At 28.7% G+C, this 16,213-nt stretch carries 14 protein-coding genes; 10 read left to right on the top strand and 4 right to left on the bottom strand.

The annotated features are described in order from the left end of the window. Window positions 1–126: 126 nt before the first annotated feature. Genes AANAER_RS02920 through AANAER_RS02930 form a run of 3 tightly spaced genes read right to left on the bottom strand, consistent with a single transcriptional unit; the run spans window position 127 to window position 2,350 of the window. Window positions 127–447 carry a DUF3325 domain-containing protein gene (locus tag AANAER_RS02920; protein ID WP_129082344.1) on the bottom strand — a complete coding sequence of 107 codons (321 nt, stop codon included), beginning with the start codon at window positions 445–447 and terminating at the stop codon, window positions 127–129. Further along, window positions 441–2,084, bottom strand: coding sequence for a PepSY-associated TM helix domain-containing protein (locus AANAER_RS02925; protein WP_129082345.1), 1,644 nt, complete (start codon window positions 2,082–2,084; stop codon window positions 441–443). The genes AANAER_RS02920 and AANAER_RS02925 overlap by 7 nt, the downstream gene beginning before the upstream one ends. A gap of 2 nt (window positions 2,085–2,086) precedes the next feature. Next, entirely contained in the window at window positions 2,087–2,350 is a 264-nt protein-coding gene (locus AANAER_RS02930) for a hypothetical protein (RefSeq protein ID WP_129082346.1), read from the bottom strand. 144 nt (window positions 2,351–2,494) lie between these two features. Here AANAER_RS02930 and AANAER_RS02935 point away from each other — a divergent pair, with 144 nt between their 5' ends. Next, window positions 2,495–3,229 (top strand): response regulator, encoded by a 735-nt coding sequence (locus tag AANAER_RS02935; RefSeq protein ID WP_129082347.1) that lies wholly within the window; start codon window positions 2,495–2,497, stop codon window positions 3,227–3,229. Beyond that, window positions 3,213–5,066, top strand: coding sequence for a sensor histidine kinase (locus AANAER_RS02940; RefSeq protein ID WP_129082348.1), 1,854 nt, complete (start codon window positions 3,213–3,215; stop codon window positions 5,064–5,066). The genes AANAER_RS02935 and AANAER_RS02940 overlap by 17 nt, the downstream gene beginning before the upstream one ends. Before the next feature lie 2 nt (window positions 5,067–5,068). Here AANAER_RS02940 and AANAER_RS02945 read toward each other — a convergent pair whose 3' ends face one another. Then, window positions 5,069–6,781 carry a GNAT family N-acyltransferase gene (locus tag AANAER_RS02945; RefSeq protein ID WP_129082349.1) on the bottom strand — a complete coding sequence of 571 codons (1,713 nt, stop codon included), beginning with the start codon at window positions 6,779–6,781 and terminating at the stop codon, window positions 5,069–5,071. A 128-nt stretch (window positions 6,782–6,909) separates the two neighbouring features. Here AANAER_RS02945 and AANAER_RS02950 point away from each other — a divergent pair, with 128 nt between their 5' ends. The 8 genes from AANAER_RS02950 to AANAER_RS15225 all read left to right on the top strand — a co-directional run bounded on the left by AANAER_RS02950 (window position 6,910) and on the right by AANAER_RS15225 (window position 16,201). Continuing rightward, the gene (locus AANAER_RS02950) at window positions 6,910–7,617 is read left to right on the top strand and encodes a DUF445 domain-containing protein (protein ID WP_129082350.1); all 708 of its coding nucleotides are present in this window, start codon (window positions 6,910–6,912) and stop codon (window positions 7,615–7,617) included. 11 nt (window positions 7,618–7,628) lie between these two features. After that, complete coding sequence (locus AANAER_RS02955) at window positions 7,629–7,943, top strand: hypothetical protein (RefSeq protein ID WP_044416144.1); 315 nt, start codon at window positions 7,629–7,631, stop codon at window positions 7,941–7,943. Beyond that, entirely contained in the window at window positions 7,943–10,930 is a 2,988-nt protein-coding gene (gene mfd, locus AANAER_RS02960) for a transcription-repair coupling factor (RefSeq protein ID WP_129082351.1), read from the top strand. The genes AANAER_RS02955 and mfd overlap by 1 nt, the downstream gene beginning before the upstream one ends. Window positions 10,931–11,195: 265 nt before the next feature. After that, window positions 11,196–11,687: a Spy/CpxP family protein refolding chaperone gene (locus AANAER_RS02965; RefSeq protein WP_129082352.1), complete on the top strand. Its 492-nt coding sequence runs from the start codon at window positions 11,196–11,198 to the stop codon at window positions 11,685–11,687. After that, window positions 11,659–12,342, top strand: coding sequence for a response regulator transcription factor (locus tag AANAER_RS02970; RefSeq protein ID WP_129082353.1), 684 nt, complete (start codon window positions 11,659–11,661; stop codon window positions 12,340–12,342). Before AANAER_RS02965 ends, AANAER_RS02970 begins: the two co-directional genes overlap by 29 nt. Further along, window positions 12,335–13,573, top strand: coding sequence for an ArsS family sensor histidine kinase (locus AANAER_RS02975; protein WP_129082354.1), 1,239 nt, complete (start codon window positions 12,335–12,337; stop codon window positions 13,571–13,573). The genes AANAER_RS02970 and AANAER_RS02975 overlap by 8 nt, the downstream gene beginning before the upstream one ends. After that, the gene (locus tag AANAER_RS02980; RefSeq protein WP_129082355.1) at window positions 13,570–14,709 is read left to right on the top strand and encodes a BaiN/RdsA family NAD(P)/FAD-dependent oxidoreductase; all 1,140 of its coding nucleotides are present in this window, start codon (window positions 13,570–13,572) and stop codon (window positions 14,707–14,709) included. The genes AANAER_RS02975 and AANAER_RS02980 overlap by 4 nt, the downstream gene beginning before the upstream one ends. Before the next feature lie 88 nt (window positions 14,710–14,797). After that, complete coding sequence (locus AANAER_RS15225; protein WP_129082356.1) at window positions 14,798–16,201, top strand: methyl-accepting chemotaxis protein; 1,404 nt, start codon at window positions 14,798–14,800, stop codon at window positions 16,199–16,201. Window positions 16,202–16,213: the final 12 nt, after the last annotated feature.

The following is a 16,213-nucleotide window of genomic DNA, read 5'->3' on the forward strand; positions in this document are numbered from 1 at the left end:
TTTGTTAGTAGAATTTTAATGGTATAAAATGATAAAAAAATGATAGAATGATAATGAATATTAAAATTGATTTTAATATAATGTGATTAACAAAGAGTTAACCACACAATATTTTAAAGAATAATTTTATAAAAAATTTAAAATAAAAAAGAGAAGGAGCAAAAATATAGATAAAGGAATAAACATTTTTGTTTTGTAGGTTAATATAAGAGCAATAAAAATTATTTCAGGGGTTAATATTCCTATCCAATAAGTTATTCCAAGAGAGATACCTATACTTTTTATTAAAAAGATTAAAGAGATTATTAAAAGCAGACTTCCCGTAAATTTAGAGAAATTCTTAAAAACTCTGCTGATATTTTTTTGAAATACTGCTTTGTAATGTTTGTCCATGCCTAAACAAAGAAGAGAAAGTCCCAAATAAATAAGAGATATATTAATTAACATTGTAAGCTCCTTTTTGCCCTTTTAAATAGAATATATGAAGCCAAAGCAAAGATTGCGGCACTTATTATAAAATATAAGTCAAAATAGAAGTGTAAAGAGTCTCTGTTTATAAAAGTGTCAAAACTTTTTGCTGTTGTAATTATATTTATTATAGGAATAAAAATAAATATTAAAGTTGCCGCAATAAGTTGTTCAATCCAAGCTTTTTTCGTATCTCTTAAAAAAGCGTGAATATAACTAAACAACCAGGCTAGAAAAAAGGCATTTATCTCCAAACTTTGTCTATTTTCTTCAAAAGCGGGGATTATTCTGTTTGCAATAAAATAGACACCTATAGCAATAAAAATTCCTACAATAGTACCTAAATTGAGTTTTTCAACCAGCCAGAAACCGAAACTTTTTTTCTTTTCATACTTTTTCTTTCTTTTTTCAATCCATAAAATAAGACCGCTTCCTGCTAAAACAACACCGCTTAATCCGCAAATAAAAAATATAAATCTAAGAGTAGAATCCGCAAATCTTGCCATATGCAAACTACCCAAAGCTGTATGAGTATTTATAATTATACTGTTACTTGAAGGAGGAATATTTTTTGAAATCAATTTTGCCGTTTTACCGTCATATTTTAAAGCCTCTCTTTCAAATTTTGAACTAAATATTGTGGATGCTTTTTTAGGACGAACTTCTACTATTACTTGTTTTCTCTCTTTTGATAGAGTAAATCCTCCTATATTGTCAGGCCAATGAATACTAGCTTGATTTAAGATCTTTTTTAAACTTTCTTGCGTAATTGCAGGTTCAAGTGGGCTTTTATCTATTTTCTTGACTTTATTATCCATTTTTCTTAAAGTATCTTTTTGCAAAGATTTTGTTTGAAGTTTATTTATATCTTCTCTATACTCTCTAAAATCTCCATTATAAGCCGTATCCATTGCCCAAGGCATCATAAGACGCATAAAAAGAACCAAGCCTGAATATGTAATCATAATATGAAAAGGCAAAGCGGCAACAGCAGGAAGAATATGTAAATCCATCCAGCTTCTAACACCTTTTTTAGGTCTGAATACAAAAATATCTTTAAAAATTCTTTTATGGATAATTATTCCCGTGATAATAGCTACAAGCATAGACATTGTTGCAATTCCTACTATCCAGCGAGCTGTAAATCTTGGAATATTATATAATTCAAAGTGAAATCTATATAAAAAGTTTCCTCCTAATGTTTCTCTTGGTTTTATCTCTTCAGCTGTTGATGCATCATAATATTTAAAAACTCTTTTCCCTTTTTTCTTTCTTTGGGAAGTTTTATTTTCCGAAACTCTTTTTTGTTTTATCTCTTTTTCTCTGTTTTTACTATTTTCTTGATAGAACATACTTATAACGTTTGAGCGACTGTTAGGTAAAGTGACATAAAGATTATTACTCTTTTCAAAAACTTCTAAAGCCTTTTTTTGAGCTATATCAAGTGTTTTTTCCGAAGGTTTTGATTTATGAAGTTCAGGCTTCATCCATAAATTTATTTCATCTCTATAATAAGAACTAGTTCCCGTTACAAATACGGCAAAAAGAAGCCAGCCTACTATAAGTCCGCTGTAAGTATGTAACCATCTCATTGATTGTCTAAAACTTTTTTCCATAATTAAGCCTTAATTTCTAAAAAATAACTGTTTATTAAAAAAAGCAGGATAGAAACAACTGCAAGTTGAATTAAAAGTTTTTTTATACTAATACTGCTGTAAGAGTAAAGAATAAAAAGTAACCAAAAAGTAAAAGAGAGCATAGAAGCCAAAACTACGGACTCTGCTTTATTTGAAAAAGGTAATACAAGCGTTAAACTAATTGTTAATAAAGAGCTTAATAAATAGCCGCCTAATATGGCAGTTATTAGTCTAATTATTTTCATAATAATCCTAGATGTAAAATTTAATTCGAATATTTTACTTGTGAAAAATGACTAAAAAATGATTTTATGATATCAATTATCATAATATATTTAATAAGCTTTTTATAATGTTTTGAGTATCATTATCATAATAAAGGAAAATATGTGTCAAATAATTTAATTGCAAATAATAATTTTGATGTTTTGATTGTTGAAGATGAGCCAGTTTTGGCTATGGCTATGGAAGTTAAGCTGAAAAAACTGGGACTTTGCGTAAGCGGTATCGCATCAACTCCTGATAATGCAATACTTCATGTACAAAATCATTATCCCGATATTGCTATTGTAGATATAAATTTAAATGCTTCAAAAACAGGTATTGATGTTGCAAACTATATTTGGAAAAACTTTAATATACCTATTATTTTTTTGACTTCATACTACAACGATAAAATTTTAAATAAAGCTATGGAAGCCGAACCTTATGCCTACTTGATAAAACCTTGCAGAAATGAAGAGCTTAAAGTCGCTATCAATACGGCAATGCACAAACATCAATTCTTTTTTAAAAATCAGAATCTTCTGCATCCTTCAAAAAAAGAGTTTATTTATCTTGCAAAAAATATAAAATTTGACAAAATTCAAGCAGAACTTTATATAGACGACAAAATATGCAAATTAACAAAAAATGAGAAAAAACTTTTTGAAATTTTAACAAAAGATGCGGGAAAAGTTATGTCTTTTGACTCTATTTTTAATTTTATTTGGAGAGAAGACGTATATGATTTGTCAAAACTTAGATCTTTGATATACAGACTTAAAAACAAACTTGGATTTAATCCTTTTGAAAATTTGTATGAAGAGGGTTACAGGATAGTGATTTTTGAAAAACTTTCTTAAAATTTTTAATATAAATCAATACTCTTTTTCAACAAAAGTATTTTTATCTTTTTTGATATTTATCTTTATTTTTATGTTGATAAAAACATCTTTATCTATTCCAAAACTTGAAAAAAGAGCATTGGAAAATGAAGTTGAATATATAACAAAATCCTTATTGCTTCTTCAAGAACAAATCAAGATTATAGGAAAATCTTTGAAAATGCAAAAAGAGCTGGAAATAAAACTATCAAAAGAAAAAATTGAAAATGAGATAAAAACTTTGGCTTTAATAAATAAAAGTTCTAAAGAGGATATTGCCAAATTTTTAGAAAAATCCAAGCTTGCCAAACAGTGCTCTTATGAGCTTTCATCAAACAATTTTAATATCAAAAAAGCAAACAAAGAGGATTATTTCTCTTTTAATAACAAAAATATTTTAAACCAATGGCAGAAGTATGAAGTTTTAGCTGACAATAAAAAAGATTATAAAGCTAAACCTTACTATTTTTATAATTATAAAATAAAAGATATTTTATTGAGTATAGCCTGTAGTTCAAGAGAGTTGAATCCTGGGCATATGCCTTTTGAGATGAGTTTAAAAAAACATATTCATACGGATTTAATTATAGATTCCAATCTTTTTACGACTAAAACGGCTTTTGTTTGGATTAATCCCGCTTTAGATAAAAACGATGAGTCCCCTCTTTACGAAAAAGATGAAGCAGAAAGAAAAAACAAATATAATGTAAGTATGCTCTCTAATACAAGAGATATTCCAATAGGGAACTTAAGCGTAAAAGAGGTTTTTGAAGTTTCAAAAAAGAAAAAACCTATTGTGCATAAAATTGAAAAAAAAGAGGTTTTAACATGGATAATAAATTTAAGTAATAATCCTAAAAGACCTTTTTTTATAATTCATACAATAGATAAAAAAGAGATTGAAAACAAAAATAGAGCAAAAGTGCTCTTTTTACTTCCTGAATCTTTAATTGCCATCGGTATTAGTTTTATACTTCTTCTTCTTTTATTTAGAAGAATTTTAAAAAATATCAACACATTGACAAAAACGGCACTTTTGGTAAATGAAGGAAAGAAAAATATAAGAAGTAATGTTCGAGGAGAAGATGATATCGGAATCTTGGGGAAATCTTTTGATTCTATGTTAGATCTTCTTGAAAAAAGTATTGAAACTTTGGATAAAAAAGTTCAGGAAAAAACAAAAGAGATCTCAAAATCTTTGGAAGAAAAAGAGATTTTATTAAAAGAGATTCATCACAGAGTAAAAAACAATTTAGCTTTGACAATTAGTTTTATCGAACTTCAAGAAGATGAAATAGAAGATGAAAAAGTAAGGAAAGTTTTAATAGATATTCAAGAAAGAATCTATACAATGGAGCTTCTTCACCGAAAACTGTATGAATCGACAAGTTTGAATAAAATACCTTTTAAAGATTATATAACAGACTTGATAAATACTATTTCAAGAACTTACGATACAAAAAACAAAGCTTTGGTTGATATAGATATGCGGAATTTAGAGTTGGATATACAAGCAGCTATGTCTTGCGGTTTAATCTTAAACGAATTAATAACAAATGCCTTTAAATATGCCTTCAAAGATAATAAAAATCCAAAAATTTCAATCAAATTCTCAAAAAATAAAAATGAGTTATCTATTGTCGTAAAAGACAACGGGAAAGGATTTCCCAAAAGTTATGAAGAGGTTTCAAAAAACAGTTTGGGATTAAAACTTGTAAATACGATAGTTACCCATCAACTCTTTGGAAAACTATTTTATACCTATGAAAACGGTGCAAAATTTATTATAGAAGGAAGATTAAAAGATAAAGAGTAAGCCTACTGCTCATCAATATATCTTTTTCTTGCACTCCTTTTAATCTTTTCAACTTCAACTAAAATAAAGCCGTCAACACAATTTGAAAAATCAGGATCAACATTAAAACTTAAAAATTTGACTCCGCCGTCTTCACAAATATCTGCATACTGTTTAAATAGTGTGGGAACTGCAACACCCATACTGTTTAATGTTGATTTTAGAGTTTTAAAATCTTTTTTCTTATCATCTAACAAAAAAGCATCTTTTAAATCTTTTATATGGCAAGAGTATTGATAAGGCAGTTTTGCTTCAACAATCTCTTCTTTGCTTGAAAAATAGTGATTATAATAAAATATCATCATATCTTTTGCCAAAGAGGGGAAACTTCCCGAAATAGAGACAGGACCAAACATATATTTAATATGAGGGTGTGCTTTTAAATATGCACCGATTCCGTACCATAAATAATCAAGGGCTCTTGTGCCCCAATATTTGGGCTGAACAAAACTTCGTCCCAGTTCTATAGAGTCTTTTAAAAAAGGTTCAAACTTTTCACTGTATCTAAAAAGAGTATTTGAATAAAAACCTTTTTTACCTATGTTCTCATTTATAAAATTACCGTTTCCAATTCTATATGAACCTACTATTTCCAAATCGTTTTCATCCCATAAAACTATATGTTGATAATATATATCGTATTTATCGGTATCTCTTTTTTGATTTATTCCTTCTCCTACTTTTCTAAAACTAAGTTCTCTTAATCTTCCAAGCTCTTTTAAAACAACAGAATCATCTTCATAATCATAAAGATAGATTTTTTTACCGTCAGCTGTTTCCCCTAATAGTTTTGATTTCTTTAACTCTTTTAAAATATCATCTTTCTTTTGCGGATGAGCTATAGCTTTTTGTGTTATAAAATAGGATTTTTTCCCTTTTTTTAGAGCATAAAGATGTTTCTTATAAAGACTTACTATAACTTTTTTATCCAAACCTCTCGGTTTTATATTCTCGTTTGGAATAATTTCTCCGATTTTTATATTGATATTTGTAGATTTCTTTTTAAACATCTCATTGGATAAAAGAAGGGTTGAAAAAGTTTTATTAATCAAAGAGATCGTATAAAATGCTTTTGAATTTTTTCCTCCTATATAAATAGGAAGTATAGGTGAGTTTGAATTTATGGCAAAATTTAAAAATCCTTTGTTCCAAATAGGATCTTTAACTCCTTTTGCTCCTGCACGGCTCACTTCTCCTGCAGGGAAAATGATTATGGCTCTCTCTTCATTTAAAGCTTCGTAAACTTTTTGAATATCTTTTTTCGACTGTCTTTTTTTATAATTATCTATTGGAATAAAAAGAGGCTTTAAAGCATCAATCCCGACTAAAAAATTGTTTGCGACAATTTTTACGTCGTTTCTAACTGTTCCAACTAATTTTAAAAGGGACAAAGCATCTAAAGCACCTAAAGGATGATTGGCAATAATAACTACTTTGCCTGTTGCTGGAATATTTTGTATATCATTACTGGAAACGGTATAGTCAAATTCAAAATAGTCTAAAACAGCATCAACAAATTCAAAACCCTTTAAGTGTGAATTCTTTTCCAAAAACTCATTTATAGAGTTTTCATGAATCACCTTTTTTGCAATCTTTATTAAGGATTTGCTTAAAAAGTTAGGTTTTTGGGCAACCTTGGGAAACTTTTTTTCAATCTCTTTTTGCACATCAATCATAGTTACTCCTTAAAATGAAATTTTAAATAAAAAGCATTACAAGTAAGTTACATAGGGAATTATCTTTAAATAGATTAATTACCAAACTTATGATAAAATCCCTTTTTATTTAAAAGGGGTTTATCCAAGTGAATAAGTCTGATATTACGAATATATTTACAATCTTACTTTTGGCTTTCGGCTATGCAAATGATAATGAACTACTTTATACCATAGGAATTTTCGCTTTCAGCGGTGCTATTACAAATACTTTGGCTATTTATATGCTTTTTGAAAAAGTTCCTTTTTTATACGGTTCGGGAATTATCGAAAAGAAATTTGAAGTTTTTAAAACCTCAATCCATGATTTGATAATGAACCAGTTTTTTTCACAAGAAAATCTGAAAAAGTTTTATGAAGTAGAGTTTAGCAGTGCAAAAAAGAGTATTGATTTTGAAAAAATTTTAAATAAAACAGATTTTACCCCTGCATATGATTCATTAAAAGAGGCTGTTATGCAGTCAAGTTTCGGTAATATGCTTGGAATGTTCGGAGGTGAATCTGCTTTAGAACCTCTAAAAGAACCCTTTGTCGAAAAATTAAAAAAATCAATAATAGAGATCTCAAAAAGCAACTCTTTTCAAACAATTTTAAATGAGACTTTAAAATCAGAAGATTTAAATGAAGATATTCATAAAAAAATAAGTCTTATCGTAAATAAAAGATTAGATGAATTAACACCCAAAATGGTAAAACAATTAGTTCAAAATATTATAAAAGAGTATTTAGGCTGGCTTGTAATATGGGGTGCTGTTTTTGGTGGATTGATTGGCTTTTTAAGTACATTAATAGATTAATAGGATAAAAAATGAATGATCAAATTGAAGTATTGGTATTATTAGAAATCACGGGTTTAAAAGATAAAGAGAGATTTGAAAAACATGTAAAAAAAGAGGGGTTTATTCTTGTAGAGGGTGAAAACTTTGTTTATACTGCAAAATCTACTACTACGCTTTTTTCTACAAAAGCTTTTATTCTGGAGATATTTAAAGTTGCTTTGCAAAAACAAGATTTCCAAGGAGATGCAAATTTGGTGTTTTTATTAAATGAAACACCTTATCCCGCTTATTATTACGATAAAAAGACAAAATATTTTGAATTGGTAAAAGAAGAAGAAAAATAGTGAATAGTATTTATGAATTTCTAAAAAATCTAAATGATGAAAAAAATTTAAAAAAGTGTCAACTTCTAGTCGTAAATGATGATAGACAAGCTCAAATAGCTTCTGATATAGTCTCTTTTTTAGGCTTTAAAGCTTTTACTCTGGCAGATTTTAGAGCAAATTTCGGAGATGATTTACTCTCTTTTTCAACTGAACTTCAAGATATAACAAAAGCTTTAAATGATTTTTACTCTTATAAAAAAGAGAATAAAATTTTAATCTCGCCAATTAGAACTATCTCCTTTGCTATGCCTAAACAGAGCTGTTTTGACTCTTTTGAAATCTCCTTTGCCGACAGTTTAAATATAGAAGAGTTAAAAAACAAACTTTATAACTGGGGATACTATTTTGTTGATATTGTAACTTCTGAATCGGAAGTTTCCATAAGAGGAGATATTATTGATATCTGTCCTTTAGGAAGCGAAGTCGGATACAGAATATCTCTTTTTGACGATGAAGTTGAGAGTATAAGAAAGTTTGATATAGAAGATCAAAAATCTTTTAAAGAGGAAATAGAATCTTTTAAAATAACTCCCGCATTTTTAGCTTTAAGTCAAGAGAAGTTAGAAGAGATAAACGAAGAGATTGAAAAAGTAGAATCGGATGCTTTTATTAAAGATATCCACTCTCTTGGATTTTGGTATTTAGATGAGTTAGGAGAATATCTTCCTTCTAAATTAAACTCATATATCACTCAAGAGGCTTTAGAAGAGTTGGATGAAGTTTATGTTTTTGAAGATAAAAGAATAAACAAAGATAAGTTTCTAACTCTTCCTCAAATTTATAGAGCCAAAAACTATCAAGAAGTTGCTCCTGCAAACCTAAAAGAGTTTTTAACTTTCCATGAAGATAAAAAAGTAACAATAATCTCCTCAAGTGAAGCAAAAGTAAAAGCTTTTGATTTAGATCTTTCAAACAAAGATATAAATTATGTTTTTGATTCTTTTATTATAAATTTAGTCGGGAACAATGAAGTTATAATCTCTTTAAACAAAGAGATTAAAAAAAGAAGAAAAAAGAGGATAAAACTTGTTCTTGATGAGCTTCAAAACGGAGATTTTGTAGTTCATGAAAAACACGGAATAGGGCAATATCAAGGAATAGAACCTGTAGTTGTGATGGGAGCAAAAAGAGATTTTGTAGTTATAACTTATGCAGGGGATGATAAACTTCTTCTTCCTGTTGAAAACATAGATTTAATTGATAGATATGTAGCTGACGGAAGTTCTTATGCTGTAGTTGATAAACTAGGGAAAGGAAGTTTTGCCAAACTAAAAGAGAAAGTAAAAGATAAACTTTTTGCAATAGCAAACGATATTATAAAAATAGCAGCGGCAAGAGAGTTAGTTAACGGTATAAAAATAAATACACAAAAAAAGATTTTGGAAGATTTTGCTTTATCTTCGGGCTTTACTTATACAAAAGATCAAAAAAGAAGTATAAAAGAGATTTTTGAGGATTTAAGTTCGGGAAGAGTTATGGACAGGCTTCTTAGCGGAGATGTAGGTTTCGGTAAAACGGAAGTTGCTATGAATGCAATTTTAGCAGTCGTATTAGACGGTTTTCAGGCACTTTTTGTTTGTCCTACGACACTTTTGGCTTCGCAACACTATTATAGTATGAAAAAAAGATTTGATGCCTTTGGCATTAAAATGGCAAAACTAGACAGTAAAACTTCCACAAAAGAGAAAAATCGAATAAAAAAAGATCTGCAAGAGGGAACCTTACAATTAGTTGTAGGAACTCACTCTATAATAGGAGTAAAAACAAAAAATCTTGCTTTGGTCATAATAGATGAAGAACATAAATTCGGTGTAAAACAAAAAGAGAAACTAAAAGAGCTTAGAGAAGATGTACATATTTTTTCAATGAGTGCCACACCTATTCCTAGAACTTTAAACTTAGCACTTAGCAAACTAAAAGGGATGAGTTCACTTTTAACTCCTCCAAGTGAAAGATTAGGTGTTAGAACTTATGTAAAAGAGTATAGTGACAAACTTATTAAAGAGATTGTTTTAAGAGAAAAAAGAAGAGGCGGACAGCTTTTTTACGTACACAATAATATAGCTTCAATAGAGGCAAAAAAAGCGGATATTTTAGAGTTGTTACCGAATATAAAAGTTGAAATAATACACTCAAAAATAAAACCTGCAGATGCAGAAAAAATCATAGACAAATTTGAAAATAAAGAGTTTGATATTCTTTTGGCTACATCTATTGTAGAATCAGGGCTTCATCTTCCAAATGCAAACTCTATTATAATAGACGGTGCAGATAGATTCGGAATAGCAGATTTACATCAATTAAGAGGAAGAGTCGGAAGAAGCGACAAAGAGGGATTCTGTTATTACGTAGTTGAAGATAAAAAGAAAATCACCAATGATGCTATTAAAAGATTAGTTGCCCTTGAATCAAACTCATATTTAGGAAGCGGAACAGCCTTGGCTCATCAAGACTTGGAAATCAGAGGCGGTGGAAATATTATAGGTGAAGCCCAAAGCGGTCATATAAAACAAATAGGTTACGGGCTTTATCTTAAAATGCTTGAGGATGCTTTGTCGACACTTAGCGGTGAAACAAAAGAAAAAAGTAAAACCGTTGATATAAAACTTGCTATTTCAGCATATATAAGCAGCGATTATATCCATGAAGACAGAGTAAGATTGGAACTTTACAGAAGATTATCAAAATGTCAAAGTAAAGATGAGGTTTATGTAATTGAAGAGGAGATGGAAGATAGATTCTCTAAACCTGATACTCCTACCAAACAATTTTTAGATTTGATTATTATAAAAATTCTTGCAATAGCAAAAGCAATAAAAACAGTAAGTTCATATGAAATGAATATAACCTTTGTAAAAGCAGACGATACAAAAGAGACAATAAAAAGTCCAAGTAAAGATGACGATGATATTATTGCTACAACATTAACATATTTGAGAAAATAAAAAGGAAAGTAGGAGGAATTAATTTCTTTCCTTTTTATTAATAGGAGTATAAAATTATTAAATGTTTTACAAAACGTGTAAAATTTGTAAAATCACTTATGGATGAAATTATAAGAAATTAAAGTGGGGTTAAAGTGTACTTTTTTCTAAAATAGAAAAAATTCTTAAATCTTTTCATTTGTTAAGCTGCTGTTAATATATAATTAAAAATAAGTTAAATCCTTAATGTCATAATTTCAATGTAACAAAAAACAAAGGATTTAAAATGAAAACAAAAGTTTTAGCAGCAGTAGCGCTTACAGCATTATTAGGAACAGGTCTTTATGCATATAACGGGGATATGAAAGGTATGAAAACAGGAGTATGCCCTACAAATAAAATGTATAATCCAATGATGAAAAAAAATAAAAAAGCGGGCAGCTTTGGAGTTTTAGGTTTAGTAAGACAGTTGAATTTATCTTCGGAACAAATTAAAGATATCCAAAAAATCAGACAAGATATGATGAAAAACAGAGTAAAACCGTCAGTTGCTTTTACAAAAAACGGTTTTGACAAAGACAAATATATGGAAATAATGAAACAAAAAAGAGATAATATGCTAGAATCAAAAGCTGAAATGGTTGATAAAGTATATAAAATTCTTACACCAAAACAAAAAGAGCAACTTAAAGTTTTGATTGATTTAAGAGAAGACAGAATGGTTTCAATGATGGACAAAAGGATGAATTTTGATAAAAATTGCAATGGTAGAAGATGATTTAGAACTAGCGGATGTTCTAACTCAATACTTAAAGCAGTATAATATTGAAGTAACAAACTACGAAGAGCCTTTTTTGGCTCTAAGTAGTCTTAAAATAGAAAAATACGATCTTATAATCTTAGATTTAACGCTGCCGGGAATGGACGGTTTAGATGTTTGCAAAGAGATTGTAAAAAACTTTAATATCCCTATTATAATTTCAAGTGCAAGAAGCGATATCACGGATAAAGTAACGGCTTTACAGCTTGGAGCCGATGATTACTTGCCAAAACCTTATGACCCGCGAGAACTTGAAGTTCGCATAAAAACTATTCTTAGAAGATTTAATCACAACAATGAAGATATAAAAGAAGAAAAAACAAAACTTTTTAATCTGGATACGGATAAAAAAGAGATTACAAAAGAGGGAAAATATATCAAACTCACAGCAGCAGAGTATGAAGTCTTATCTTTAATGATAAAAAGAGAAGGCTTCGTAATAAGCAGAGAAGATATCTTTGAAAACTCTGACCTTCTAAATTCAGATTATGAAAATTCAGGCTCTTTAGCCGTTATTATAAACAGAATAAGACATAAAATAGAAGATAATCCAAAAGAGCCGAAATATCTTCATACAATAAGAGGAATGGGGTATAAATTTACAAATGAATAGAGAATCAATATTTTTTACAATCACCATAAGTTTTTTAATATCTATTGTTTTAGTAGTTATAAGTTTCGGTATTTTAATGATTGGAAATCAAAAAAGAGTAGAGCACTATTTAGTTGAAAAATATAGACCGATTTCACAAGTTATTCTAAGACAACATCATAGAAAAGGTTTAAACGATGAGTTTTACGAAAACTTAAAATCTTTAAATTTTCATATGATTTTAGATAAAGGGAAAATCAATTCCGTAACATATAATCCAAAAACAAACGTATTGGCACAAAGAAGTTACAAAGATATGCTTTTTAGAGTTTTACAAGTAAACGACAGACAGTTTTTATATCTAAAAAAAGGTAGAAATACATATTTGGTCGAAGATAAAAACGAAAAAACAATAGATTCTAAAATTTATATAATTCTAGGTTTTGCAATTATACTAATAACTCTTATTTTATCTTTTTTAGTTACTTTGCGAAAACTTATGCCTTTAAAAATATTAAAAGACAAAGTAAGCACTTTAGGTGATGAAAATTTTGATTTTGAATGTTGCAATACAAATAGAAAAGATGAAGTCTCTCTTTTGGCAAATGAGTTTAAATTAAGTGCGAAAAAACTAAAAAAACTAAAAGAGGCAAGAAACGTATTTATCAGAAATATAATGCATGAGCTGAAAACGCCTATTACAAAAGGTAAATTTTTAACCGAACTTGAAAGAAATGAAGAAAATTATGAGAAGTTAAAAGAGGTTTTCAACAGGTTAGAATCTTTGATAAATGAGTTTGCGTCTATTGAAGAGTTAATCTCTTCTTCTAAAAACATAGAAAAAAAACACTATTTTCTTGATGATATTATAGATAATGCAAAAGATATTTTAATGCTTGAAGAAGAGGAAGTTGACGAAAAATATAAAAATGTAAAAATTGACGTAAATTTTAAACTCTTTTCAATAGCAATAAAAAATTTAATAGATAATGCAATTAAATACTCAGATGATAAAAAAGTTGTTATTAAAAACGAAGGTGAAGATATAATCTTTGAAAACAGCGGAAAACCTTTAGAGTACGATTTGGAAAAATATTATGAACCTTTTTTTGCAAATGAAGAGAAAAGGAAAAACTCTTTTGGTCTGGGACTTTATATAATAGGCAATATTTTAAAAGCAAATGATTATACATTAGAGTATGAATATAAAGATGAAAAAAATATTTTTAGATGTAAAAAGGAAGAAAAATAGTATTTGATATTGCAATAGTAGGTGCAGGAGCCAGCGGACTGATGCTGGCTTCTTTGATTAAAAACAAATCGGTTTGTTTAATAGAAGCCAACGAAAAAATAGGACAAAAAATCAAAGTAAGCGGTGGAGCAAAATGCAACATCACAAATGAAAAAGTCTCCTCTTCAAACTATTTGGGAGATAAAGAGTTTATAGAAGATATTTTAAAAGAGTTTTCAAATAAAGAGTTATTAAATTTTTTAAATAAAAACAGGCTCTTTCCAAAAGTTAATCCCAAAATAGTAAAAGGAACATATTTTTGTCAATCCTCCCAAGAGGTAATTGATATGTTCTCTTCTTTGACGACTCATGTTAAAAAATATTTAAAAACAAAAGTTTTAGATATAAGCTTTGAGAAGAATTTTTTTATAAAAACAAATAAAAATATAATTGAAGCAAAAAAAGTAGTAATTGCAAGTGGAGGTTTATCTTTTGAAAGTTTGGGAGCCTCTTCTATAGCTTTTGATATTGCTCAAAAGTTTGGTCATAATATCATTAAAACAAGTCCTGCCTTAGTAGGTTTTACTGTTCAAAAAGAGCAGTTTTGGTTTAAAAATTTAAGCGGAATTTCTGCAAAGGTTGAAATAAAAATAGATAAAAAATCTTTTTACGGAAGTCTTCTTTTTGCCCATAAAGGCTGTTCGGGACCTGTGATTTTAAATAGCTCTTTATATTGGCAAAAAGGAAAAATATTAATTGACTTTCTGCCAAATGAAAAAATCGAAAAATTTTTAAAAGGGAACAAAAAAATAAGTACGGCTTTTCCTTTGGCAAAAAGATTTATGACAGAGTTCTTAAAATCTATTGATATAGAAGATAAAGCCGTCAGCCAATTAACAAAAGAGGAAAAAAATAAATTATCGATTCTAAAAAATTATGAATTTTGTCCTGCGGGAACTTTCGGATATTCAAAAGCAGAAGTTACAAAAGGCGGAATCTGTACCCAAGAGATAAATCATAAAACATTTGAGAGTTTAAAACAAAAAAATCTTTATTTTATAGGGGAGTGTTTGGATATTACAGGTGAACTTGGAGGTTACAATTTTCAAATGGTTTTCTCCCAAGCAGTAAAATGTGCTAATTTTTTAAATGAGTGATTTAAAAGCATTAATAAAATGATCTTGAAAAAAAGATAAAAAATAGTTATAATCTTATTTTATAATTAAAATTAAAGGTGGACTTTTAATGTTTTTTTCCAATTCCAAAATAAAAGACGAAGAGATTTCTCAACTAAAAAAAGAGATAGAAAAATTAAAATCAGAATCAAATAAAAAAGATGAAAAAATTCAAAATTTAGAAGAAAAACTCTCAACTACTGTTTCTAAAGAAGAAGTTAATATTTTACAAAAAGATTTGGATATATACAAAGAGATGGCTGGTTTCTCTCAAAGCGAAGGTTTAATGGTTTTTGATAAAAATGAAAATATTTTTTTCCGAAACAAAAATACGATAGAGCATGAAGTTGATGAAACAACCGTTCTTGAAGCAGTAAAAGATAAAAGCCAAAGAGTTATTTTAAATGATTGTGAAGCTTCTGTTATGTCAAAAGAGTTTGGTGATTATCTTATCGTATCGTTAAAACAAACCTCAATTCATGATAAAAAAGAGGGCGGTTTGTTAGAACGGCATAATAAAAATATGACAAACTCTTTAACTACGACGCAAGAGGCATATTTAAGTCTCCTTGATGAACTAAAATCAATGATGGTTGAAGCAAGAGATACGGCAAAAGGTTCTACAAAAGGTTTAAATCTTACAAATGATATTGTAAACGATACGGAAAATTTACATAAAGAGATAGAAGTAGAACATGAAGTCGTCAGCTCTTTAGTTGCAAAAAGCAAAGATATTTCAGACGTAATAAATATTATTCAAGAGATTGCTTTCCAAACAAATATCCTTTCGTTAAATGCAGCCGTAGAAGCGGCAACGGCAGGGGAAGCAGGGAAAGGTTTTGCAGTAGTTGCACAAGAAGTTAGAAATTTGGCAAATAGAAGTGCCCATGCAGCTACTCAGATTAAAACCGTTGTTGATTTGATTCAGGCAGAAACCGTAAAAATTCAAGGCAGTTCGGAAAATGTGGCAAGTGTCGTAAATGAAACAAAAAGCAGAGTTCTAATTTTAAGTGATTTAATGAATAACTTCCAAAGAAATTCAAACAGAGCTGTTTTTGAAGTGGAAAGTATTTCAAACAAAATCTTTATAAATCTTGCAAAACTAGACCATGTTATTTATAAAAACAATCTTTATCAACTAATCTTCGGAGGTGAACATAACTTTAATCCTGTAGACCATCATAATTGTAGATTAGGGAAATGGTATGACACGGGATTAGGAAAAGAGGAGTTTAGTATGGTTCCTTCTTATAAAAATCTTGAAAGATGCCATAGTATAGTACATGATGAAGCAAACTCTTTAGCCAAAGAGTGTTCAGGACACTCGGTATCTTGTTCTAAACAGTTGATTGAAACAAAAATAGAACTTGTAGAAAATGCAAGTGAAGATGTATTTACTTATTTGGATAATATTTTGGAAGAGAAAAACAATCTAATAATGAAAGAAGCGGCTTCAAAGCTTTTTGATAACTAATCGGAGAAAAAA

This window comes from Halarcobacter anaerophilus (genome assembly GCF_006459125.1).
GTDB lineage: Bacteria > Campylobacterota > Campylobacteria > Campylobacterales > Arcobacteraceae > Halarcobacter > Halarcobacter anaerophilus.